Consider the following 23,914-nt stretch of genomic DNA (forward strand, 5'->3'; position numbering starts at 1 on the left):
CTGGGAGTATAGCCTATATTTTAGAGAAGGTGTCAACAGCGTTTTTTCATTCTTCTCTGATAACTGTGTAGTTGAAAATAAGAGTGATGATTATGCGATGTTGGCTAACGATGACGAGGCTGGGACATAACTAGCCGGTTTTAAAGATTTTTGATAAAAAGAGGGGTCCGGTCACCGATTTTCGGTGGCTGGACCCCTTCTTTGTCGTGATCAATGGAACATGAAAAGATGACTCCCGTACAGTACAGGAATCATCTCCTTGAAGCAGCATAAGTTTTTTTATTAATGTCCTTTACATGAGGTACAGATTAGAAAGAGTCGGCGCTTTTTGTATGAGTTCATCTGTATGGATTACTGTTTTACTTTTTGTTCCTCCATACATTTTAGCGCGGCCGTCCAGCTTCCGAACAAGGCATTGATCGTCGATGTACTTGGAACATTTCGACCTTCGGCCCATTTCCGGTAGTGGAGGATACTAAAATGTGGTAGCTCTGTTTTGGCTAACTGCAAGGCATCAATGACATCTTCCTCATCCCATTTACGTTTCGGTGGAGCGATATCCAAGACAAATAGCGCATAGCTCCATGAACCGTATTTACGAGCGATTGTCGCTACCGTCGGATAGCCTTTTTCTTGTGCCCATACGGCGTAATGTTGGGACGTGAGGCGCTCTAGCTTTTCAGAGGCTTCAATCAACGCTTGAATGATCCGTTCTTCATTGTTCCGTACCGTCGTCGTTTGAAGCTTGGCTTCGCGTAACGCATTCGACCACGAACCGAACCGGCTACTGATGAGCGTCAAGGAAGGGGCTTGAGAGATTTTTGCCCAGGCACGATACGTTTGGCTCGTGAAGAGTTCAAGTTCTTCTGATGCCTCAATCAGTGCGGTCAAAATATCTTCATCTGAATAATAACGATACAACATCTTAATCTCCGCCGCTTGAACGGCTTCCCGCCAAGAACCAAATTTGTAAATCACGGTCGATAGGGAGGGGACGTCTTTGTTTCGGGCCCATAGTGTGTACTGTTTTGTGTCAAATTCTTCAAGTTCATTCGCTGCTTGTCTTAGGCATGAGAGGATCTGTTGCTCTGTCCATCGTTTCATCGTGATGTCTCTCCTTTTCAGAAGCAAGTCGTGGCTTCAAAGGTCATGGTGTGGTTAAACAATGGTGGTCCTGAAGGAAAGCTAGAACATATTTCCGGTGACGAGATATGAAAAGGGAGGAACCTGAATCGATTGACTACTTTGGGAGAATACGACATTCGCAAAATCTCAAAGTGAAAATAATCCAAATGTCCTACCTTCTACTTCCCATAATACCCATATAAATTAAAAATATTCACAAAAGAAAATAAAAACTCATTACACATTTGTTAAACCGTTTCATGACGAAATGTCATTCGTATCAAAAAGCTATTCTTTTCTTTTGGATTGTGAATCTTGAACGGGTACTTATCTAGCATCAACTCGAAGCTGATTGGGATGGAAGGTGGTGAAAGGATGAGTACTCCAACTGTTCGGTCTCCCATTGATCGAAAAAATGCGCTCTTGATGTTACTCGATATCACGATTGCAGGGCTCGCGATTTTCGTGACGTTTGACCTATTCTTTGCAAATGATCCGACGGTAACATCTGACCCGCTAGATTTGATCACGATCCTCGGATTGAAGACGCTCGTTCTTCTCATTTTAGGATGGGTGACTCGGGTATACCGAATCGACTGGCGATACGGATCGATGCGTGAATTGCAACTACTGGCGATTGTGTTGGTCATGAGTGACACGTTCGTCTTATTCGCATCATACGTATTATTGGATGGCTTTTCCTATCAAGCAATTTTTATTCAAAGCTTACTCGCATTTAACGGAATGTTATTTATCCGACTCGTTGCTAGGACACGATCGTTTTTCCGATTTCACGCACCGGTGTCGAATGGAAAAGCCACCTTGGTTATCGGTGGTGGGGAATCGGGTCAAAAAATCATTAAAGAACTGAAAGAGCATCGAACGAATGTGCTGCATGTGGTCGGGGTGTTGGATGATAATCCATTGCTTCACCGTCTCTACATTCACGGGACACCGGTCATCGGTTCAATCGATTTATTAGAACGCAAAATTGAAGAGCTGAATATCGAAGTGGTTGTGTTGGCCATTCCTTCTCTTCCTTACGGAGATCGGGTCCAACTTTTGAAACGAATCGAGAAAACAGGCGTTGAATCCCATGCACTGCCAATGCTTGCGGAACTCGCATCCGGAAAAGTCTCATTAAATGAGATTCGAGAAGTGGCCATCGAAGATTTGCTCGGCCGTGAACCGGTTCAGCTCGATGTTTCGGAGATTTCTCAAACGTTGAGTGGATTAACCATTTTCATCTCCGGTGCAGGAGGCTCGATTGGTTCAGAGCTTTGCCGTCAATTGATGAAATTCAATCCTGGCAAACTCATCCTGTTTGGACATGGCGAGAATAGCATATATGCAATCGATCGCGAACTCCGCTTACTCGGGTCTGATACAGAGATTTGTCCCGTCATCGGTGACGTCCAAGACCGGGCGCGGGTGATGGAAGTGTTTGATCAGTATCGACCGGACGTTGTCTATCATGCGGCAGCTCACAAGCACGTTCCGCTCATGGAAGACAATCCGAGAGAGGCAGTGAAAAACAATATTTACGGAACGAAGAATATGGTCGAAGCCGCCGATTTCTTTGAAGTGAAGCGGTTCGTCATGATCTCTACGGATAAGGCGGTCAATCCGACGAACGTGATGGGTGCCACGAAACGAGTAGCAGAAATGATTGTCCAACAGCAGGCGCGACATAGCGAAACGACATTCTCGGTCGTTCGTTTCGGCAACGTCTTAGGAAGTCGTGGCTCCGTCGTTCCGCTCTTTAAAGAACAAATTCAGCGGGGCGGACCGATTACGGTGACGCATCCAGAGATGACCCGATACTTTATGACCATCCCTGAAGCGAGTCGCCTCGTCATTCAAGCGAGCGTACGCGCAAACGGCGGCGAAGTGTTCGTACTAGATATGGGAAATCCCGTCAAAATCGTGGACTTGGCGAAACGGATGATTACCTTGAGCGGCTTCACCCTCGAGCAAATCCCGATTCAGTTCAGTGGCATTCGTCCTGGTGAAAAATTGTTCGAAGAACTGCTTGCGACGAGCGAACATACGAATCAAGTATATGAAAAGATTTTCGTCGGTTGTACAAGACCCTTTAAATCGGTCGATCCGATTTTGAAAACGATTGAATATCTACTCGATCAATCGAACGGCCTCACGTCTTTCTTGTTGTTTGTCGCAAATAACGAACTGCCAGAAGAAGTGATGGAAAGTATTTTTGCGCCACAAATTGAACCGGTACGGATGCGAGTCAACGAGTCAACGCAAAGGAGGAAGTCGTTATGAAAAAAACAGTTCTCGTGACCGGAGTGGCCGGGTTCATCGGTTTTCATCTGGCTCGACGGTTGCTAAAAGAAGGACATCATGTCATCGGGATCGATGTGGTCAATGACTATTACGACCCGAAATTAAAAGAATCAAGACTTCATGTGTTGACGCATCCTCGTTTCAAACTCTATCGTGATGCCCTAGAAAATAAGATGGCGATCACGCGTGTCTTTGAAAAAACCCAACCTCAAATCGTGGTCAATTTGGCGGCTCAGGCCGGTGTACGCTACAGCTTAGAAAATCCGGATGCCTATATTCAATCCAACATCGTTGGTTTCCTGAACATCTTGGAAGCTTGTCGTTTCTATCCAGTAGAACAGTTGATTTATGCCTCATCGAGCTCGGTTTACGGTTCGAATCAGGCGATGCCATTTTCCGAACAACACCCGGTCGATCATCCGCTATCCTTGTATGCGGCTTCGAAGAAAGCGAATGAGTTGATGGCTCATACGTACAGCCATTTGTTCGGTCTAAAAACGACGGGGTTGCGATTCTTTAGCGTCTATGGGCCATGGGGGCGTCCCGATATGGCACTTTACAAATTTACGGAGGCGATTTTAAAAGGCGAACCAATCGATGTATACAACTACGGTGAGATGGAACGAGATTTCACATACATCGACGACATCATCGAGTCGATTGTCCGACTTATGGATATCGCACCGTTGGCAGATGAGGAGTTTGACTATGAACATCCTCTACCTGACCGGAGTGACGTTCCGTTTCGTGTCTATAACATTGGAAATCAGCAACCGGTATCCTTGATGGACTTTATTCGGACGATCGAAGAGCGAGTCGAGAAAAAGGCCATCCTCCGCTTGTTACCACTCCAGGCGGGTGATGTACCCGCGAGTTTTGCAGACTCCTCCTCTTTGTATGAATCGATTGACTTTCAACCGCAGACGTCGATTCACGATGGCGTAAACGCGTTTATCGACTGGTACATCGCCTATCATCAAGTGCTGAAGGAGGGCATCGAGTAATGGGGATTTTACAGGATCGGATTTATGCACACTCACCGATTCGACTCCAAAATTGGCTGGTTTCCTTATATGGAATCAAGTTATATCGGGAGCGATACGGTCAGTATTATGAGCAGGAATTGGAGCGACTGAGACGTGCTCCAAATGAAGCGTCACCTGATGCAAAACTCAATCACTTGAACCAGTTTCTACAGTTTTGTAATCAACACAACGTGTACTATCAGCGACTCTTCAAAAAACACGGGGTTACCTTACCCATAAAGAGCTTAGAAGACTTTAAGCGGATTCCCCCTTTGGAGAAAGAGACGCTTCGAACGGATGAGACCATCTTTTCTAACCTTCATGCCCCGATCATCGGCATGACGGGCGGGACGACGGGTAAATCGATTCAGGTTCGTTTCACCGAATACGATTATCAAATGCGAATGGCGCATCTCGATTTTTTTAAAGAACAACATGGTTTTCGCCGTGGGATGAAGCGAGCTAGTTTTACAGGACGGATGATTTGTCCAGGTAATCAAAAGAATGCGGTGTATTGGCGGTACAATGCCCCGATGAAGCAAATGCTCTACTCGGTCGTGCATTCGAATCCGACGACGATTCCACACTACATCGATTCGTTGAACGAATTTCAACCGGCCGCACTCGACGGTTCACCTTCCGATATGATTGAAATCGCAAAATATTTGAAAACCCATCAAAAGACGTTATCGTTCCGACCGGTGGCTTTATTTCCGACCTCGGAGACGCTCACACCATCCGGACGCTTGTTGTTAGAAGAGATGTTCCAAGCGCCGGTTTACGATCAATATGCTTCTTCGGAAGGGGCTCCTATCGTTACGGAGTGTGAGTGCGGGAAGATGCACTTACGCCCTGAGATGGGAATCATCGAGACGGATGCGTTTGGAGAGGCACTCGTCACCAGTTTCACGACGCACGGAACACCGCTGATTCGCTACCGCATTGGCGATCGGATGACCATCAGTGAAGCGATGTGTCCATGTGGACGACAGGACACCATCATCGAGTCAATCGATGGTCGTCAAATGAACTATGTTGAGACGCCGGAAGGCTATAAGGTGTTTGAAGGGGATTTGACGGCAGCGGTCGGCGTGCTGCCGAACTCCATTATTCAAATCCAAGTGTTGCAACACAAAATAGACGAAATTGAGATGCTGTACGTGAAGGATGAGGCACGATTTGAGCCTGAACATGAAGTCGCGCTCCAAAAAGAAGTCGAGCGACTGTTTACTTCACGGATGAAAGTTCTTCTACGAGATGTGAAAAGCATCAAGAAAGAAAAGAACGGAAAAGTCCGAGTCGTGAAACGACTCTACACTTAGCGAGAGGAGACTACACCATGGCAGGGTTTGCGCTTCGTGATTTATACATGAGATCACCGATTCGATTACAACAATGGATGACGACATTGTATGGAATGAAACTATGGCAAGAACGGTACGGACGCACATATGAGCGTGAGTTAGTCGTTTTAGCCAATCGTCCAAAAGATGGGGTACTTGTCGCAGCCGATCAGTTGAAGCGACTCAATGCGTTTCTTGAATTCTGTGCGACGCACAATGCATATTATCAAAAACTGTTTGAAGAAAATGAGATTGTTCTTCCCCTTCAATCGATGGAAGAGTTGAAGCGCATCCCGACCCTCGAAAAAGAAACAGTTCGGAAAAATCCGGACATCCACTCGAACATCAAAACAGACATTCTTGGACGAACCGGTGGAACGACAGGGACGTCCCTACAAGTTCATTTTACGAAAGAAGACTATCAAAGACGTATGGCCCACGTCGACTTTTTCAAAGCGCAACACGGGTTTGTCAGAGGAATGAAACGAGCGAGTTTCACAGGACGGAAAATTTGTAATCCAAATCAAGAAAAACCTGTATTTTGGCGCTACAATCGACCGCTCAATCAACTGCTATTCTCGCTCTATCATGTCAATCCTCAGACCATCCCTCATTACATCGACGCATTAAATCGATTCAAGCCAGTCGTATTAGACAGTGCACCGTCTGCCATGATTGAAATCGCGAAATACATCAAAGAAAATCAGGTTCCACTTGAATTTCAATTACTGGCTATTTTTCCGACTGCCGAAACGATTACGCCTCAAGGAAGAGCCATCTTAGAAGAGGCGTTTAATGCCCCGGTATTTGATCAGTACGCGTCTTCTGAAGGCGCGCCGATTTTAACGGAATGTACTCATGGCAATATGCATCTCCACCACGAAACAGGCGTGATCGAGTCGTATGGGGATCACGAGGAAATTTTAGTGACGAGCTTTACGACCCATGGGACACCGCTCGTTCGTTACCGGATTGGCGATCGGATGAAAATTGGAGAGGGGACATGTGCTTGTGGACAGGGAGGAACATTCGTCACTTCCATTGAGGGACGCGAAAGCAATTATGTACTCACTCCGAACAAACAAAAAATCTACGAAGGAGATTTGACGACCGTTGTCCGAGTGTTACCCAACTCGGTCATCCAAACGCAGTATCGGCAACATGATTTGTATCATATCGAATTAAAATACGTCCCGGATCTTGAACGTTTCAAGCCAGAACATGAAGAGATTATGAGGAGCGAGCTTGAACTACTGTTCGGCAAAGAGGTCGTGATTACGTTGACCGCCGTGCAATCGATTCCTCGGGGACCGAATGGAAAAGTCATTGTGATTGATAAAACCGCATAATTCCGAATCTCAGGAGGCAGATGGACATGGATAAACTCATCTCAGAATCACGTACAACACGAAAAACCATTGCCAATCGTCACGTAGCTGTTGTCGGACTAGGATATGTCGGACTCCCTGTCGCTGTTGCGTTAGGTGGCGTAGGAGACGTCATCGGAGTAGACATCAATGAAACGCGTATCAATGAGCTTACCCTTCATCTCGACAGCACGCGAGAAGTTGAATCAGTAGACCTTGAGCAAGCAGCGGTCTTATATACGACGGATGTCGCCAAACTTGAAGAGGCGGATTTCATTATCGTGGCTGTGCCGACACCGATCAATGATCAAAATCAACCAGATTTAGGACCGATTTGTAGCGCGACTCGTGCTGTTGGGGCGCATTTGCGACCGGGCACGATTGTCGTATACGAATCTACGGTCTATCCGGGACTGACAGAGGAAGAGTGTATCCCATTACTTGAAAAAACATCGGGTCTCCGGGCCGGGATTGATTTTAAAGTCGGCTACTCTCCAGAACGAATTAATCCGGGCGACCGTGAGCATACATTCCGCACAATCAAAAAAGTCGTAGCTGCCGAGGATGAAGAAACACTCGATGTGGTAGCGGCTGTTTATGAGACGGTAGTCGATGCCGGCGTTCATCGCGCTTCCTCGATTAAAGTGGCTGAGGCGGCCAAAGTGATCGAGAATACACAGCGCGATTTGAACATCGCGTTGATGAATGAATTGGCCATCATCTTCGATCGCATGAACATCGACACGCTCGAGGTGTTAGAGGCTGCTGGGACGAAATGGAACTTCCTAAACTTCCGACCAGGTCTAGTCGGTGGACATTGTATCGGCGTCGACCCATTCTATTTGACGATGAAGTCTGAAATGCTTGGTTATCATCCGGAAGTGATTTTAGCAGGTCGTCGAATCAACGAGACGATGGGACGTTTCGTCGCCACATCACTGATTAAAACGATGATTAGTCAAAACATGGCCATTCTCGGAGCACGTGTGACGGTCCTCGGGATGTCCTTCAAAGAGAACGTCAGTGATATTCGCAATTCGAAAGTGGCTTCCTTGATTCGAGAGGTCGAGGAGTTCGGCTTAGAAGTGCAAGTGTGTGACCCGCTCGTCGATTCGGAAGAGGTACGCCGCGAATATGGAATCGACGTCAAATCATACTGTGACTTAAAACCAGCGGATGTCGTCATCTATGCCGTGTCTCACGATGAATTCGTTCAAGAGGGTTGGACGATTGCGAAACGCCAGCTGAAGTTAGGTCGTGGCATCGTCATTGACTTGAAAGGCATGCTCGATCGCGCGATGAAGCCGGAGGAGGTGCACTTATGGCGCCTTTAAAGATTCTCCAGTTCTGCGCTGTCGATATGACAGCGGATGTGTTGCTACGTCCTCTCATTGAGTCGCTGAAGGCGGAAGGACACGAAGTCGACGTCGCGTGTGCTTACGGTGATCGGACGGATCGTCTTCGGGACGAAGGATGGGTCATTCATACGTTGCCAATCGATCGAAAGTTTAGCCCGAAGCGTAATCTACAGACCATTCAAGAGTTGGTGAGGTTATTGCGCCGCGAAAAATATGATGCCATTCACGTCCACACCCCGGTGGCCGCAGCGTTAGGACGAGTCGCGGCCCGCATTGCCAGGACACCACATATTCTCTATACCGCACATGGATTTTACTTTCACGAACGAATGGGTCGAATCGCATACGAACTCGTCTTCTGGTTAGAGAAATCACTCGCGGCATTAGCGACCGATTGGTTGTTGCTCCAAAGCGAGGAAGATTACTCACTCGCTAAAACAAGACATTTCAAAGAGGACGAACGATTGATGCATCTCGGAAACGGGATTGATTTAAATCGATTTTATCCGACAGAGAAACACATTTCCCCAGAACATTTAAAGTTCTTGTTTGTCGGAAGGCTCGTTCAAGAAAAAGGAATCCTAGATTTACTTCAGGCGTTCGATGAACTGACGAAACGCTATCCGAACGCGACGTTGACGATTGCTGGAGAGTTGATGACGAGTGAACGTGATCAAGAGACGGCGAAACAAGTCGAGGCGCATTTAGCCCAAAATCCACAGATTCATTACGCCGGATTCGTTCGGGATACCCCCTCTTTATTTGCAGCACACGACGTCTTTTTACTTCCCTCTTATCGTGAAGGATTGCCACGCTCTATTCTTGAAGCCATGGCGTCCGGATTACCTGTCATCGCTACCGATATCCGTGGCTGTCGAGAAGAAGTCACGGATGGGGAAACCGGCTTTCTCGTTCCCGTCGGTCGACCTGAGGCACTGACCTTGGCGATGCGCTGGTTCATTGAACATCCTGAACAGTGTTATTCATTCGGGCAACGTGGTCGCGAAGTGGTCGAAGAAAAATTTGACGAAACGAAAATTTTAAGTCGTCAACTTCACCTGTTCGCACAAATTAGTAGCCGTGAAGTGGGATGAACCGATACGTCAATCACGTAAGGGGGAGGCGACATGGGAAAGCAACAACTGATTGATCACTTACAAGAGGCTTCTTCGGACGGTCGCCTCACCATCTACATGTATCAGAAATGGCAAAAGATTCACGGCGGGGCAACCGTGGTGGAATTATTAGAAATGTACGGATCATGGTCGAATGTACTGCGTTTGGCTGGGTTGGAACAGCAAACGCCACGGTTCACAAAGAAGGAAATGATTCAAATGCTTCGTGAAGCGGCGAAAGAGCATGATTCATTCAATAGTGCCGATTATCGAAAGTGGGCCATGACCAATGATGCACCGACGTTGACAGAGGTCGTCATTCAGTTCGGATCGTGGAAAGTGGCACTGATTGAGGCGAATTTGAAGAGTATCATCTCGTTCGATCAAAAATGTGAAATCATCCAATCGTTACTTGATGCCAATGAAGAGCTTCATCCATTGACGTCGACCGCTTATGCCAAATGGGCCAAGCAGAACCAACGTCCGAGTATCACGAAAGTGGTGCGGCGTTTCGGGTCTTGGTCCCAAGCGTTAGACGAGATTGGCATCTCAACGCGAGAGCTGTTCACGGAGAAGCAAATGATGGACGCGCTACACGAGGCAGATGAACATTTGACCGCTCTCTCGCCATGGGGTTATGAAGTGTGGCAAAAAGAAAAGGGCAATCGTCCGACATTAAAAGACATTCAACAAATGTTTGGTTCATTTGATGTGGCGGTCCGAGAGATGCGTCAAACCGCAAACCAAAGTGGAGGGAGATGAGAAAATGCGAGTTGTACTCTGCACGGGCGACCACTGGAGTTCAACACTTGTCTATCAAGCGATACGGGATTTAGGCGTCACACATGTGATCATGGAAGATGGTCCGACACCGACTCATGTCAACACGTGGAAAGAACTTCTGACACAATCGTACATTTCCTTCCTGACTCCCATAATGCGGAGGTTCAGTCGAGAACGAATCGTGGAGTTGCAGTCGCGGTATGCTTTCTGTGACGATTCGATTCCGGAACAGCGTATGACGCGTGTCGCTTCCTTACAAGATAAAAAAGCGGAACATACGATTCGACACCTGCAACCGGACGTCATCATCATGTACGAAGTTGCGGAAATGAACGAACGATTGTTACAAGAAATGAACTGTCCCATCTTAACCATCACCCCATCGATGGCAGTGGGACAACGAGAAGCATATTGGGGATTCTATAACCACACATCGAGAAAAGAAGTTCGACTTTGCCAGTGGACGAAGAAAGGATGGACCCCACTAACGAGTGAAGTAATCTATACAGGTGGAACGGATAACTTCTCGACCTTCCCTTATATTTATTTGGCGACGAGTCTCCCGATGTTACAAAAACATCTTCAAATAGGACCGCAAGAAGACACCGAGCGACGAAAAAAAGTCCAAGCCTGAGGCTTGGACTTAACTGTTCGCGATACAATAGTATTGGATGGCCTCGTTATAATACGCAGCGAGCCCCGGCTCGAAGCGATCATAAAATGCGGTGAATCGTTCATCCGTCACATACATCTGTCCGAGTCCACTGAACATATCGAGTGAACAGTCGTAAAAGTGTGTGTCGATGAACAGATGATTGTCTTTCACAATCGATTGAACTCGGTCGTCATCGATTGCGATTTGTGAACGAAATAAATCAACGAGTGGCGCAATCAAATCGAGTTGCATTTGATTGATGCGTTCCCAGTCCGCTTTCGATCGCTTCTGCGCACGTTCTTGTGCTGTCTTGTAAGCTGAAGTCTCTCCCCAACGTTCCTGCACTTCTTCTTGATGTTTCGCCTCGTGAGCTTGAATCTCCTCATAAGATAATCCATCAAATAATGACTTGTCATCCATTGGAATCCCTCCTTTGAGTGAGGTGAGGGTCGCTTCTGCCGTCTCGGCAAGCTGAGCGAAATAGGCTGCTTTCTGTCGCAACGCCTCGATATGTCCACTCAACACATCAATCCGGTTGAACGTCGTTGAATCAAGCAATTCTCCGATTTGATCGAGAGGAACATCGAGCGTGCGATAGAGTAAGATGAGTTGCAACCGTTCCGCATCGCGCGAAGAATAACGCCGATAGCCGTTGGCGTCACGGTTCGCAATGAGAAGACCGATTGCGTCATAATGTCGAAGCGTTCGCGTTGTCGTTCCAGCGAGTGACGCAAGTTGTTGAATCGAATACATCCCTTCACCTCCTTAGTCAAAGCGTAAAGGTTGACGTCACGTCAAGGTCAAGCCTGTTTTTCAAACAGTGAGAATCCATTTCGTTCGCCGATATAGTGGAAACCGAACCGAGGATAGTAGTTATTTAAGAAGGCGTTATCGGCAACACAGTCCAATCGAATGGTCGAAGACGTGTTTGCTAAGGCATGCTGCATCAAACGTTCCCCGATGCGTTCACTTTTTGCACTCGAGTCTGTGACGAGTCGGTGCAAATAGACGGCCCCGTCCGCGTCATCCCATAGATGATGATCCCAGTCAGTCGGAGGAATCAGGCTGACGGCACCGACGACTTGTTGATCTCGTTCGTAGACAAACACCGTCCCGTTCGTCAAATCGTGACGGACATAGTCGGAACGACTCGGCTCTAAATATTTGACCCATTGCGACTTTCCGGCTACTTGGAACTCTTTTGCTTTCTTTAAAATCAATTGATCGACTGCTGAAAAATCCTCCATTGTGGCAAATCGAAACATGATGAAGCACCTCGCTTTCATTTCTTTTCAAAATCGTGTAGGGTACACGTTGAGTATGCTGATGAAACATCTTTGTATCATCGAATGTTTTTTGGTAAGATAAATTTATTACATCGTGCAAACGATTGCGCTAATGATATAAAGTTCACAGCACGAATAAGATAAGTATAAATGATGAGCAGTGAGTTTTGGGATAAGGAGTATCTAGATCACATGCAACTTTTACAACGAGAACAACAAACACAAACGCTTAAACGCAACTGGTGGAAAGAAGCCGTCGCCTATCAAATTTATCCTCGTAGCTTTTATGACGCGAATGGGGACGGAATTGGAGACATTCAAGGAATCATTGATAAGCTCGACTATTTGAAAGACCTCGGTATTGATGTTATCTGGATTTGCCCGATGTATAAATCGCCAAACGATGATAACGGTTATGACATTAGTGACTATCAAGATATCATGGACGAGTTCGGTACGATGGAAGACTTCGACCGCTTATTGGACGAAGTGCATCAGCGCGGTATGAAGCTGTTGCTCGACCTCGTCGTCAACCATACGTCGGATGAGCACCCTTGGTTCATTGAATCGAAGAGCTCGAAAGACAATCCGAAGCGCGACTGGTATATCTGGCGCGACGGAAAACCGGACGGGTCGAAGCCGAATAACTGGGAATCGATCTTTGGTGGCTCGGCTTGGGAATTCGATGAAACGACGGAACAATACTACTTGCATGTCTTCTCGAAGAAACAGCCGGACCTCAATTGGGAAAATGCTGAGATGCGTACAGCGGTATACGATATGATCAACTGGTGGCTCGAAAAAGGGATCGACGGGTTCCGTGTCGATGCAATCAGCCATATTCGCAAGAACCCGACGTTCGCCGACTTGCCAAACCCGAACGACCTCGACTTTGTACCGTCGTTCGAGATGCACATGAACGTGGACGGAATTCACGACTATTTAGAAGAGCTTCGTGACGAGACGTTCAATAAACATGACATCATGACGGTCGGTGAAGCGAACGGCGTCTCACCTGACGATGCCCATCTATGGGTCGGTGAAAAGGAAGGGAAGATGAACATGGTCTTCCAATTCGAACACATGGACCTTTGGAGTGAAGATGTCGATTCGAAACTCGATGTCGTTCACTTGAAGAACGTGTTGACGAAATGGCAAAAAGGACTTGAGGCCGATGGATGGAACGCCCTTTACGTCGAAAACCATGACCAGACGCGTACGGTCTCGAAATGGGGAGACGATGAACGTTACTGGAAAGAAAGCGCGAAGTCGATTGCGATGATGTACTTCCTCATGCAAGGGACGCCGTTTATCTATCAAGGTCAAGAGATCGGGATGACGAACGTCAAATTCGATTCGATCGATCAATATGATGACATCGCGACACGCAACCGCTACTATATCGGTGTCGAACAAGGGAAGAGTCATGACGAGATGATGCGCATCACGTGGAACTCGTCACGCGACAACACGCGTACACCGATGCAGTGGAGTGATGCCCCGAACGCCGGATTCACGTTCGCAGAGCAGCCATGGGTCGGCATCAACCCGAACTATACGGATATCAACGTCGAATCACAGCTTAAAGATGAGGACTCAATCTTTAACTTCTATAAAGAGATGATTCAACTTCGTAAAGATAATGAGACGTTTGTTTACGGGGCGTATGATGTCGTCTTGCCGGAACACCCGGAAGTCTATGCGTATACGCGTACGCTCGGTGACACGCAGTACCTCGTCGTCACGAACTTGACGGCGAAAGAGACGATGTTTGATATGGATCAGACACTTCGTGCGCAAGATGTCGTCTTGAGCAACATGCCGGTTGAAGGCGATGCGGAATCATCGCTCCTTCACTTGAAACCGTTCGAAGGTCGCGTGTATAAAATTAGCTAATTTTTCAGAACTTCAAGGTCGTGGACGAAAATTCGTCTACGGCCTTTTTTGTTGGAAAAAGGGGATAACGGCGACTCATGCGAACTCCTTATAGGGAGATGAGAAGGAGGAAACGTAAATGAAACTGTTATTAACGTCAGCAGGTATTAAGAACGAAAGCATCAAACGAGCACTTCTCGAGTTATTAGACAAGCCGATTGAAGAGTGTAATGCACTCTGTATCCCAACAGCCATTTATGCGTTGAACGGGGGAACGAAACACGCATGGAACTTTTTCAACGGAGATTTCTCGACGCCGATGTGTGAGTTGGGCTGGAAGTCGGTTGGGGTGCTCGAACTGAGCGCACTCCCGAGTATCGATGAGTCGGTGTGGAGACCGGCGTTTGATAAGGCAGACGTATTATTGGTGAATGGGGGCGATCCGCTCTTTCTCTACCATTGGATGAAACAGTCCGAGGTAGCCTCGCTGCTCCCGTCCTGGAAAGGTGTCTACGTCGGATTGAGTGCGGGGAGTATGGTGATGACGCCACGAATCGGAGAAGCGTTTGTCGGATGGCGCGCATCCGATGAGCAGAGCGATGAGACGTTAGGGTTTGTCGACTTCTCGATCTTTCCACATCTCGACCATGACATGTTACCGGGGAACACGTCACGAGATGCTGCAGAATGGGCGGAGACATTACAGTCGCCGGCCTATGCGATTGACGACGAGACGGCGATTCGCGTGAAGGATGGGAAGGTCGATGTGATTTCGGAAGGGAATTGGAAGAAGTTTTTCTGACTGTATAAAAGCAATAGGAAGGGGACCTGAGAGATTGAACCGATTTACTCATCAACGAAAAACGAATCGAATCATCGTACGACCGTTAGAGAAACAAGATTATGACGCGTGGTTAAGTGGATTTACAAATCGTCGTATTTCGCAACACGTGTACGATTCCGGGAAATTAGACATGAGCGACTGTACGTCCGTTTGGTTTGACCAGCTAGTCGACAATCATCAGGCACTTGCGCTTGAAGACGAGGCACATGTCTTCGCCGTTTTCCGGCTTGATGATGGGATACATCTCGGCATGGTGGATTTTTCTACCTTGGCGCGAGATGCGTTTCAATGGGGGAGGGTCGGGTATACGATTCATAATCAACATTGGGGTCAGGGGTATGGGACAGAAGCAGTCGACCTGGCGATGCGTATTGCTTTTGACGACTTGAACTTTCAACGAATCGAGGCACATATCAATCTCGATAATAAAGCATCCATTCGTCTCGCGGAGCGTGTCGGCATGTCGTATGAGTGCACGAGAGAAGGGTTTATCTTTGAGAACGAAGATTGGGTAGACCATCTCGTCTATGTGAAAACGAAGCGCCGTCGATAGAACGACTCCTACCACATATGGTACGATGAATTGACGGAAAGGGGGATGAGCATGGCGATTGAACCACTTCGCGTGCGTGTCCAGCAAACAACACGGATGAGTGACATGCCAGAGTCAATCGAGCTCTCGGCAGACGGTTTATACTATCCATTGAAGACTGGCTTTATTTTAATGTTTGACCAACGACAAGAGGACGGGGCGGTCCCGACGACAATCAAGTACACGCCGGAACGATTGGCGCTGATTTGTAAGGGACCGATTGAGATGAACCACTCCTTCATCGAAGGTCGCTTCACGCAAAGCTTATACAAGAATCCATATATGTCGATGACGATGGCGACGACGACATCGCGCCTCGATGTCTCGGAAGAATCATGTACGTTCGTATATGAGTTGTCCATGAATGAAGAAGATGTTGGTATATATGAAGTACATGTCACGTGGACATTTGAAGGAGGAGAAGACTGATGAACTTTACAGAACGCGTAAACAAGATTGAAGAGATGTTGAACGAAGACTGGTTCGAGATGCTCGAAACGAATGAAGAAGAGTATGAAGAGTGGCGCGGTCGCCTTGAAGACCATGCTGAGCAAGTCATCATGCATTATGACCAAGAAAACGGAGTCGATGTCGATTCAATCGATAAATTGCTTCAACTGAACGATGAGTTCCCGCTCCTTTACGGGGAAGACACCGTTCGCCTGTACATCGCACTTATTGAGGCGCGGTCAGAAGACAAAGCGGTCTACGATCGGTACGTCGATTATTTGGCAGCCATCAGTGATGCATCGCATGAACAGTTTTTACATTTCCATACGCTCGTCGAAGCAGGTCGGTTAGAAGAAGCGAGACAACTCGCGCCACATATGCCACAACGGCTCGGACTCGAAGAGTAAGCATGTCAAAAGTGTCATCTGAACAGGATGGCACTTTTTTTCATGCCTGAAAGGGGACACACTTCGACGAGAACGTCCATTTTATTTCGAAGGTATTTTCTCTAAGATGAAGGAACAAGGAAATCAAACAGAGAACGCGAATGGAAATGGTTAAAGGGGGAAATGTGATGTTAAGACTAATCAAAACATCTGTCGAACAAAAAGAACAGATTCTCGCATTTTTACAAGAATGGTACGAACGTGATGAGCGAATCGTCCCGACTTCAGTGGACCGTGAAACGACCGACTTCGAGGCATATGTCAACACGTTACGTCAGAAAGAGTTACGTGAACATATAGAGAAAGGTTGGGTCCCGAGCACAACGTATTGGCTTACGGACGGGGAGGAGCTTCTTGGCGCGACGAACATTCGTCATGAGCTGAACGAATCGCTCTTGAAGATTGGCGGGCATGTCGGGTATGGGGTGAAACCGAGCGCACGCGGGCGTGGACTCGCCACAATCCAACTGCAACTTGCGCTTGAGAAAGTGAAAGAACTTGGAATCGAGCGGGCACTCATCACGTGTAACCGGACAAATATCGCTTCCCGTCAAGTCATTTTAAACAATGGTGGCATTGCGGACACACCGTATACGGAAGAAGACGGGACAATCGTCGAGCGGTTTTGGATTGACTTGAAAGGGTGAGGACGAGATGGCGAACTGGATCATCATCTATTTGGCGCTGATTAATTTCTTCGGCATCTATTTGTTCCGGGAAGAGACCGTTCCTTCGAAAAAATGGTTCTCTTTCTCGAGCGGCATCGCCATCACGTACTTCTTCATGTATCTTTTGCCGTCCCTGAACAAACGCCAGGACACGCTTCGTGTCGATTGGTTGAATTTGGCGTTACCTTCAGAAATCTACATCGTCAGTCTCATCGGTTTCACGTTGTTTTACGGCACCATGCGGTTCGTTCGTACCCCTCACTTTCAAGATGAGGCGGTCGACCGGGCCGTTTCGTATTGGTTACAGGTGACACTCCTCACGGCCTATATGACCTTCTCGGCGTACGTGGTGACAGCCGACTCGGTGACATTCGTTGCAAGAAGCTTCTATGCGACAGCGCTCGGCGTGCATTTTTTAGCGCTCGGTCATGACTTAAATCGTCATTATGGTGAACGTTACATGCGACAAGGACGCTATTTGTTGAGTGGTGGGATTTTGCTCGGTGGGTTCTTCTCACGCTGGATTGACTTGGCCGCGCACGTTGAGGCGCTCTGTTTTGCCTTCGTGGCCGGAGCGATGATTCTCAATATCGTGAAGTTTGAACTCCCATCGGATCGAAATCTGCACTTCCGCACATTCGTATTGGCCGTGTGCAGTTATGGGGGATTATTGCTCATCTTGAAACATCTTCTAAACTTCTGACGAGAACTTCATAAAAATGAATGACTGTTCATTCATCATTTGATATACTGAATTCAAGATTGAATCCGTTTTCAAAGGGGGAGTTTTGGGGATGTCTACATTTTTAATCGTCAACTGGATTCTATTCTTGCTCGTCCTCGGCTATGGTGTGTATTTATTTGCTACGCTAGTTCATCAGCGTTATACGTTCATCAAGCTCGGGAAGAAGGCAGAATGGAGCCAAACGAACAAAGAACGACTCGAACAGGTCATGATCAACGTGTTCGGTCAAAAGAAACTGTTGAAGGATAAGAAGAGTGGCGCCATTCACGTCATGATGTTTTATGGCTTCATCCTCGTCCAATTCGGGGCGATTGATTTCATTTGGAAAGGACTAGCGGTCGGAACACGTTTCCCTCATATCCCGCTCGGTCCGCTTTATCCAATCTTTACGTTCATGCAAGAAATCGTCATGCTCATGATTCTCGTCGCGGTCGTTTGGGGATTCTACCGTCGTTACGTCGAGAAGCTCGTGCGCTTGAAACGAAATTTTTTAGCAGGTCTCGCCCTCATCTTCATCGGCGGGTTGATGGTTTCCGTCTTGTTCGGGAACGGGTTTTACCTCGTCTATAAGGAAGAGCTTCCAATGTGGGGCGAACCGGTCGCGACACTCATCGGTTCAGCGTTTGCTTGGGTACCAGGTCCGGTCGCTTTCGCCTTGTTCGTCGTCTTTTGGTGGATGCACCTCTTATTCTTACTCAGCTTCATGGTCTACATCCCGCAAGGTAAACACGCGCACTTGATCGCCGGTACGCTCAACGTCTGGCTCGGGCGCACACACAAAGTCGGTCGCTTGGCACCTGTCGATTTTTCAGCGATGGAAGAAGCGGAAGAGTCGGATGAAGAGATCGTCTTCGGGGTCAACAAGATTGAAGACTTCAACCAGAAGCAGCTCGTCGACCTATACGCCTGTGTCGAGTGCGGGCGTTGTACGAATGTTTGTCCGGCAACAGGAACTGGGAAGATGTTGTCGCCGATGGACTTAATCGTCAAACTTCGTGACCATATGAATATGAAAGGCGCGGCGGTCACGAGAAAATCACCGTGGGCACCTGCACTCATGTTCCAAAACACGCAAGGTGCTGAAATCGCAGCAGCTGCGCAAGACGGTCATATGCTCGTCGCAGACGAGTTGATCGGCAACGTCATCACGGAAGAAGAAATTTGGGCTTGTACGACTTGCCGTAACTGTGAAGACCAGTGCCCGGTCATGAACGAACACGTCGATAAAATCATTGACCTTCGTCGTTACCTCGTCATGATGGAAGGGAAGATGGACCCTGAGGCACAGCGTACGGTCGCCAATATCGAGCGTCAAGGAAACCCGTGGGGAATGAACCGGAAAGAACGCGAGAACTGGCGTAAGGATACAGAGCTCGTCATCCCGACGGCGAAAGAGAAGAAAAAAGCAGGCGAGGAATTCGAGTATCTCTTCTGGGTCGGCGCGATGGGGTCTTACGATAGCCGTAGCCAAAAAGTCGCGCAGAGCTTTGCGAGCGTGTTGAACAAGGCGGGCGTCTCATTCGCCATTCTCGGAAATGAAGAGAAGAACTCAGGGGATACTCCACGTCGAATCGGAAACGAGTTGCTCTTCCAAGAACTCGCCGAAGCGAACATTAAGTTGTTCGAGAAGTATGGGGTGACGAAAATCGTCACGGTCGACCCGCACGCGTACAATACGTTCAAAAATGAGTATCCGGACTTCGGTTTGACTGATGTGAAAGTGTATCATCATACGGAGTTGCTCGCAGAGTTGCTCGATACGGGTCGAATCCAACCAGACCTTCAAGTGAATGAACGTGTCGTCTATCACGACTCTTGTTACCTTGGTCGTTATAACGGCATTTACGATGCACCACGATTCGTCCTAGAACGCATACCGGGTGTCGAACTCGTCGAAGCGACACGTAACCGTGAAAACGGTATGTGTTGTGGAGCGGGTGGCGGTCTCATGTGGCAGGAAGAAAAAGTCGGGACACGTGTCAACGTGGCTCGGACAGAACAGTTGCTTGAGACGAAACCGACCGTCATCGGATCGGCGTGTCCGTACTGCTTGACGATGTTATCAGATGGAACGAAAGCGAAAGAAGTTGATGAGACCGTCGGCACGTTCGATGTCGTCGAATTGCTCGATCGCTCGCTGAAGGCCATCGAGATTCCAGAACCAGTTGTCCAATAATACAACAAGGCACGGTCCGCGGACCGTGCCTTGTTTGTTTTTCGGCCCCATTTGCTCGAGGAGGGCCGCGATGTTCGTCTCATTTTCAGGAATGAGCGCATTGATTTGACTGCTCAGTTGTTTTTCGTTCTCTGCAAGTGTGCGTACATCGGTGGCGACGACGGCGAAAACCCTTCTTAATGATTAGGTTGTTAGGATACGGTTTGTACGTTGGGCAGACAGTAAACGAGGAATTATCGTTTCAAATTCCAAAAGCATGGATGTTCGGTGTTCTAGGACTTACGTGGATTTTCAATATTGGATTAATCAGCCTGTACTGGTTCCGAGTTCGTCCGAGTAGAATACATGAATCATAATTTTCCCTAGCTTTTTCATATCGCTTTTGTTTATAATGAGGAGTGATGTTTAACTAGTGACGGAAAAGGAGTGTCCTTTAATGAATAAATCGTTGATTGATTTCGTTTATGAACTTCTCCAAGAAACTGGCGAACAGCCTGTTTCTTTTGATGAGATTCGCGAAAAAATCAAGCAAAACTATACGTTTGCGAGTGAAGAGGAAGAACTCGAGAAAATCGCACAACTTTACACCGATTTGAACATCGACGGGTTGTTCGTCAACTTAGGAGCAAACCGTTGGGCGCTTCGCGTTTGGTACCCATTCGATAAGTCGGATGAAGATCTCGTTATCGAAGCACGTCAACGTGGTGAGCTTGACGAATTCGAAGAAGAGTTCGAAGAAGCAGACGAAGGCATCGTCGATATCGAAGATGACTTGGATGTATTCGCAAAAGTTGAAGATTACGATTCATCTGAATTCGATGATGAGGACGAAGAAGAAAAAGTAGAAGGCCTTGATGACTTCAAGGATGACGACTTGGACGACGACCTCGATCTCGAAGACGAGGATGATTTATAAGAGACCGCAAAAAGCCGGGCATTGCGCCCGGCTAGGCGTGTCTCTTTTTCTTTTTTAGTCGTGTTCATCGACTTGAAAAAAAAAGAAAAAATAAAATCTTGACGACTGCATCGTCTCTGGCGTAAATTAGTCATGGGCTAGTTTAGCACGTAACGATGCAGCAAAAGTGTCCTCCATTTTCGGGGGCACTTTTGCTTTTTTTGTTTTTTCGTTTCCCGATGGTTGGTATTCAAGAGAGGAGAAAGAAACATGACAAAGTACATTTTCGTAACAGGCGGGGTAGTATCTTCGCTCGGTAAAGGGATCACGGCAGCTTCGCTCGCGCGTCTACTCAAAAATCGAGGACTCAACGTCACGATTCAGAAGTTTGACCCATACATCAACATTGACCCAGGTACGATGAGCCCGTATCAACACGGAGAAGTATTCGTCACAGATGATGGCGCTGAGACTGACCTTGACCTCGGACACTATGAGCGCTTTATCGACATCAACTTGTCGCAAAACGCGAACGTCACATCAGGGCGCATTTATTCAACTGTCTTGAAGAAAGAGCGTCGTGGAGACTATAACGGTGGGACGGTTCAGGTCATTCCGCATATCACGAATGAAATCAAAGACCGTGTCTTCCGTGCAGGACGCGAGACGAACGCCGATGTCGTCATTACAGAGATTGGTGGAACAGTCGGGGATATCGAGTCCCTTCCGTTCATCGAAGCCATTCGCCAAGTGAAGAATGACATTGGGAAAGAGAACGTCATGTACGTCCACTGTACACTCGTCCCTTACCTTCGCGCAGCAGGTGAGATGAAGACAAAACCGACACAACACAGTGTCAAAGAGCTTCGCAGCTACGGAATTCAGCCAGACATCATCGTTCTCCGTACGGAGCACGATATCCCAGAAGATATGCGTGAGAAAATCGCCCTCTTCTGTGATACGCGTAAAGAAGCGGTCATCGAGGCGCAAGACGCATCGACACTTTACGAAGTACCGCTCAACCTTCAAAAACAAGGGATGGACCAACTCGTCAACGACTACTTCGGTTTCAACACACCAGCTGCCGACATGACGGCGTGGAAAGAACTCGTTCACACGGTCACACACCTTGAGAAGAAAGTGAAAATCGCCCTCGTCGGGAAATATGTCGAGTTGCGTGATGCCTATATCTCAGTCGCAGAGGCACTCAAGCACGCCGGTTATGCGTTCAACGCGGACATCGACATCGACTGGGTCAACGCAGAAGATGTGACGGCTGAAAACGTCTCAGGCATCCTCGGCGATGCGGACGGAATCCTCGTTCCAGGTGGGTTCGGTGAGCGTGGAATCGAAGGGAAGATTGAAGCGACACGTTTTGCTCGTGAAAACAACGTGCCATTCTTCGGAATCTGTCTCGGGATGCAACTCGCGACGGTCGAGTTTGCCCGTAACGTCTTGAAGTTGGACGGTGCCCATACGGCTGAAATCGATCCATCGACACCGTATCCAATCATCGACCTTCTTCCAGAGCAAAAGGACATCGAAGACCTTGGCGGCACACTTCGTCTCGGACTCTATCCATGTAAACTCGAAAAAGGGACGAACGCGCATGCCGCATACAATCAAGAGCTCGTTTACGAACGTCATCGTCATCGTTATGAGTTCAACAACGAGTACCGTGAAGCGTTTGAAGCAGAAGGCTTCAAGTTCTCAGGTACGAGCCCGGACGGTCGTCTCGTAGAAATCATTGAGATTCCAGAACACAAGTGGTTCGTGGCATCACAGTTCCACCCGGAATTGATTTCGCGTCCAGAACGTCCACAACGTCTATTCCATGACTTCATCCAAGCGTCACTTGGAGAATAAGTGATTGAAAGCCACGGTCCATTCCGGATCGTGGCTTTTCTACGTCAAAAGCATGAGAGGGAAGGTGCCCTCGGCAGGATACATCCCCTTCACTTTCTGGGTACACTAGAAGTAGAACGGGGAGAGGGTGATGGCTCATGAAAGAACGACATTCGATTTATCTTGGATATGGATTGGGGCTTGTCGCGCTCAGTCTGTTGCCGTTCGTCGTCTTGCCTTCTCTCTTACTGCCGTACCAGCTCGGTTGGACGGGCATTGTCTTACTCGCTCTTTCGGTCGGGTTGCTGCGGGCGATTCGGCACGGCTCGAACGTCATCCTAAAGCAGATGTGGAAGATCACGTTCTCGCTCTTCTTAATTTTCGTTCTCGTCTATTATGTCTCGTTCGGACTCGTCCTTTATGACACATACGGGTTGGATCGTCTATTAGCACAATATGAACGACAGGCGGTCTGGGTGTTTTCGGCATTTAGCTTTTTACAACCGATTGCCTTGCCGGTCCCGGAAGCGGTCAGTGTGCCGATTGGGAGTGTCGCGCTCGGACCGTTTCGTGCGGCTTTAGTCGGAAGCATCTCGACTACGCTTGGCATCTTTGTTATGTATGGGTTGGCCCGGTTTGGCCGAGGACGCATGATTCGTTGGGTCGATGAAGAGAAACTGAAGACATACGATCGATATGTCGATCGATACGGTCTTGGTGTATTGCTCGTGTTGTTCATCATTCCGATTTTGCCGGATGAGGTCATCTGTCTCGCTGCTGGGTTTAGTCGCGTGCCATTCCCGCGTTTTGCGGGCATCGCGTTCGGGGCAAAACTCGTCACGTCGTTCGGACTTGCCTACTCTGTCTCCATCGGACAATTGTTTATGACCGATTCGAGTCCAATCGCGATCGCTTCTGTCATGGCAAGTGTGATTGTCTTGATTCTTGCGTTCATTTGGCGGAAACGAAAAAAAGGAGATTCGAACGGGACACAAGAATAAGGTAAGGACGATC

Annotated in this window: 22 protein-coding genes; 19 read left to right on the top strand and 3 right to left on the bottom strand. The window is 47.8% G+C overall.

Annotation, left to right across the window (positions count from 1 at the left end; translation table 11 throughout):
* Positions 1–351: 351 nt before the first annotated feature.
* Positions 352–1,104 carry a homing endonuclease associated repeat-containing protein gene (locus tag KNO72_RS10585; RefSeq protein ID WP_012727425.1) on the bottom strand — a complete coding sequence of 251 codons (753 nt, stop codon included), beginning with the start codon at positions 1,102–1,104 and terminating at the stop codon, positions 352–354.
* A 396-nt stretch (positions 1,105–1,500) separates the two neighbouring features.
* On the opposite strand from KNO72_RS10585, the gene KNO72_RS10590 reads away from it, so the two are divergent.
* From KNO72_RS10590 to KNO72_RS10625, 8 genes are read left to right on the top strand one after another with little or no spacing between them, the layout of a single operon-like run.
* On the top strand, positions 1,501–3,411 hold the full coding sequence (locus KNO72_RS10590; protein ID WP_214758119.1) for a polysaccharide biosynthesis protein: 1,911 nt from the start codon (positions 1,501–1,503) through the stop codon (positions 3,409–3,411).
* The gene (locus KNO72_RS10595; RefSeq protein WP_214758121.1) at positions 3,408–4,436 is read left to right on the top strand and encodes an NAD-dependent epimerase; all 1,029 of its coding nucleotides are present in this window, start codon (positions 3,408–3,410) and stop codon (positions 4,434–4,436) included. The genes KNO72_RS10590 and KNO72_RS10595 overlap by 4 nt, the downstream gene beginning before the upstream one ends.
* A complete protein-coding gene (locus KNO72_RS10600; RefSeq protein WP_214730219.1) occupies positions 4,436–5,779 on the top strand; it encodes a phenylacetate--CoA ligase family protein in 1,344 nt (447 codons plus the stop codon). The genes KNO72_RS10595 and KNO72_RS10600 overlap by 1 nt, the downstream gene beginning before the upstream one ends.
* Before the next feature lie 17 nt (positions 5,780–5,796).
* Positions 5,797–7,149 carry a phenylacetate--CoA ligase family protein gene (locus tag KNO72_RS10605; protein ID WP_214758123.1) on the top strand — a complete coding sequence of 451 codons (1,353 nt, stop codon included), beginning with the start codon at positions 5,797–5,799 and terminating at the stop codon, positions 7,147–7,149.
* A 26-nt stretch (positions 7,150–7,175) separates the two neighbouring features.
* Positions 7,176–8,501 carry a nucleotide sugar dehydrogenase gene (locus KNO72_RS10610; RefSeq protein WP_214758126.1) on the top strand — a complete coding sequence of 442 codons (1,326 nt, stop codon included), beginning with the start codon at positions 7,176–7,178 and terminating at the stop codon, positions 8,499–8,501.
* Entirely contained in the window at positions 8,489–9,619 is a 1,131-nt protein-coding gene (locus KNO72_RS10615; protein WP_012727419.1) for a glycosyltransferase family 4 protein, read from the top strand. The genes KNO72_RS10610 and KNO72_RS10615 overlap by 13 nt, the downstream gene beginning before the upstream one ends.
* A 33-nt stretch (positions 9,620–9,652) precedes the next feature.
* Entirely contained in the window at positions 9,653–10,402 is a 750-nt protein-coding gene (locus KNO72_RS10620; protein ID WP_078147699.1) for a hypothetical protein, read from the top strand.
* 4 nt (positions 10,403–10,406) lie between these two features.
* Positions 10,407–11,057, top strand: coding sequence for a hypothetical protein (locus tag KNO72_RS10625; protein ID WP_214758128.1), 651 nt, complete (start codon positions 10,407–10,409; stop codon positions 11,055–11,057).
* Between the two features lie 9 nt (positions 11,058–11,066).
* On the opposite strand, the gene KNO72_RS10630 is transcribed toward KNO72_RS10625, so the two are convergent.
* Positions 11,067–11,831 (bottom strand): MerR family transcriptional regulator, encoded by a 765-nt coding sequence (locus KNO72_RS10630; RefSeq protein ID WP_196431288.1) that lies wholly within the window; start codon positions 11,829–11,831, stop codon positions 11,067–11,069.
* Between the two features lie 47 nt (positions 11,832–11,878).
* Positions 11,879–12,343, bottom strand: a complete 465-nt coding sequence (locus KNO72_RS10635; protein WP_214758130.1) for a GNAT family N-acetyltransferase — start codon at positions 12,341–12,343, stop codon at positions 11,879–11,881.
* 213 nt (positions 12,344–12,556) lie between these two features.
* On the opposite strand from KNO72_RS10635, the gene KNO72_RS10640 reads away from it, so the two are divergent.
* The 11 genes from KNO72_RS10640 (at position 12,557) to KNO72_RS10690 (ending at position 23,901) form a co-directional block, all read left to right on the top strand.
* Entirely contained in the window at positions 12,557–14,260 is a 1,704-nt protein-coding gene (locus KNO72_RS10640) for a glycoside hydrolase family 13 protein (RefSeq protein ID WP_078147695.1), read from the top strand.
* A gap of 118 nt (positions 14,261–14,378) precedes the next feature.
* Complete coding sequence (locus KNO72_RS10645; protein ID WP_078147694.1) at positions 14,379–15,041, top strand: Type 1 glutamine amidotransferase-like domain-containing protein; 663 nt, start codon at positions 14,379–14,381, stop codon at positions 15,039–15,041.
* 34 nt (positions 15,042–15,075) lie between these two features.
* Positions 15,076–15,636, top strand: a complete 561-nt coding sequence (locus KNO72_RS10650) for a GNAT family N-acetyltransferase (protein ID WP_214685428.1) — start codon at positions 15,076–15,078, stop codon at positions 15,634–15,636.
* A gap of 51 nt (positions 15,637–15,687) precedes the next feature.
* Complete coding sequence (locus KNO72_RS10655; protein ID WP_214685430.1) at positions 15,688–16,104, top strand: YwiB family protein; 417 nt, start codon at positions 15,688–15,690, stop codon at positions 16,102–16,104.
* Positions 16,104–16,532: a hypothetical protein gene (locus KNO72_RS10660; RefSeq protein ID WP_214685432.1), complete on the top strand. Its 429-nt coding sequence runs from the start codon at positions 16,104–16,106 to the stop codon at positions 16,530–16,532. The genes KNO72_RS10655 and KNO72_RS10660 overlap by 1 nt, the downstream gene beginning before the upstream one ends.
* A 167-nt stretch (positions 16,533–16,699) precedes the next feature.
* A complete protein-coding gene (locus KNO72_RS10665; RefSeq protein WP_214685434.1) occupies positions 16,700–17,218 on the top strand; it encodes a GNAT family N-acetyltransferase in 519 nt (172 codons plus the stop codon).
* 7 nt (positions 17,219–17,225) lie between these two features.
* Positions 17,226–17,942 carry a hypothetical protein gene (locus KNO72_RS10670; RefSeq protein ID WP_078147689.1) on the top strand — a complete coding sequence of 239 codons (717 nt, stop codon included), beginning with the start codon at positions 17,226–17,228 and terminating at the stop codon, positions 17,940–17,942.
* 91 nt (positions 17,943–18,033) lie between these two features.
* On the top strand, positions 18,034–20,160 hold the full coding sequence (locus tag KNO72_RS10675) for a heterodisulfide reductase-related iron-sulfur binding cluster (RefSeq protein WP_012727407.1): 2,127 nt from the start codon (positions 18,034–18,036) through the stop codon (positions 20,158–20,160).
* A gap of 436 nt (positions 20,161–20,596) precedes the next feature.
* Positions 20,597–21,076, top strand: coding sequence for a DNA-directed RNA polymerase subunit delta (gene rpoE / locus KNO72_RS10680; RefSeq protein ID WP_012727404.1), 480 nt, complete (start codon positions 20,597–20,599; stop codon positions 21,074–21,076).
* 249 nt (positions 21,077–21,325) lie between these two features.
* Positions 21,326–22,921 (top strand): CTP synthase, encoded by a 1,596-nt coding sequence (locus KNO72_RS10685; protein WP_214758132.1) that lies wholly within the window; start codon positions 21,326–21,328, stop codon positions 22,919–22,921.
* A 137-nt stretch (positions 22,922–23,058) separates the two neighbouring features.
* A complete protein-coding gene (locus tag KNO72_RS10690) occupies positions 23,059–23,901 on the top strand; it encodes a TVP38/TMEM64 family protein (RefSeq protein ID WP_214758134.1) in 843 nt (280 codons plus the stop codon).
* Positions 23,902–23,914 lie beyond the last annotated feature (13 nt).

It is taken from the genome of Exiguobacterium sp. s123, from assembly GCF_018617075.1.
GTDB lineage: Bacteria > Bacillota > Bacilli > Exiguobacteriales > Exiguobacteriaceae > Exiguobacterium > Exiguobacterium profundum.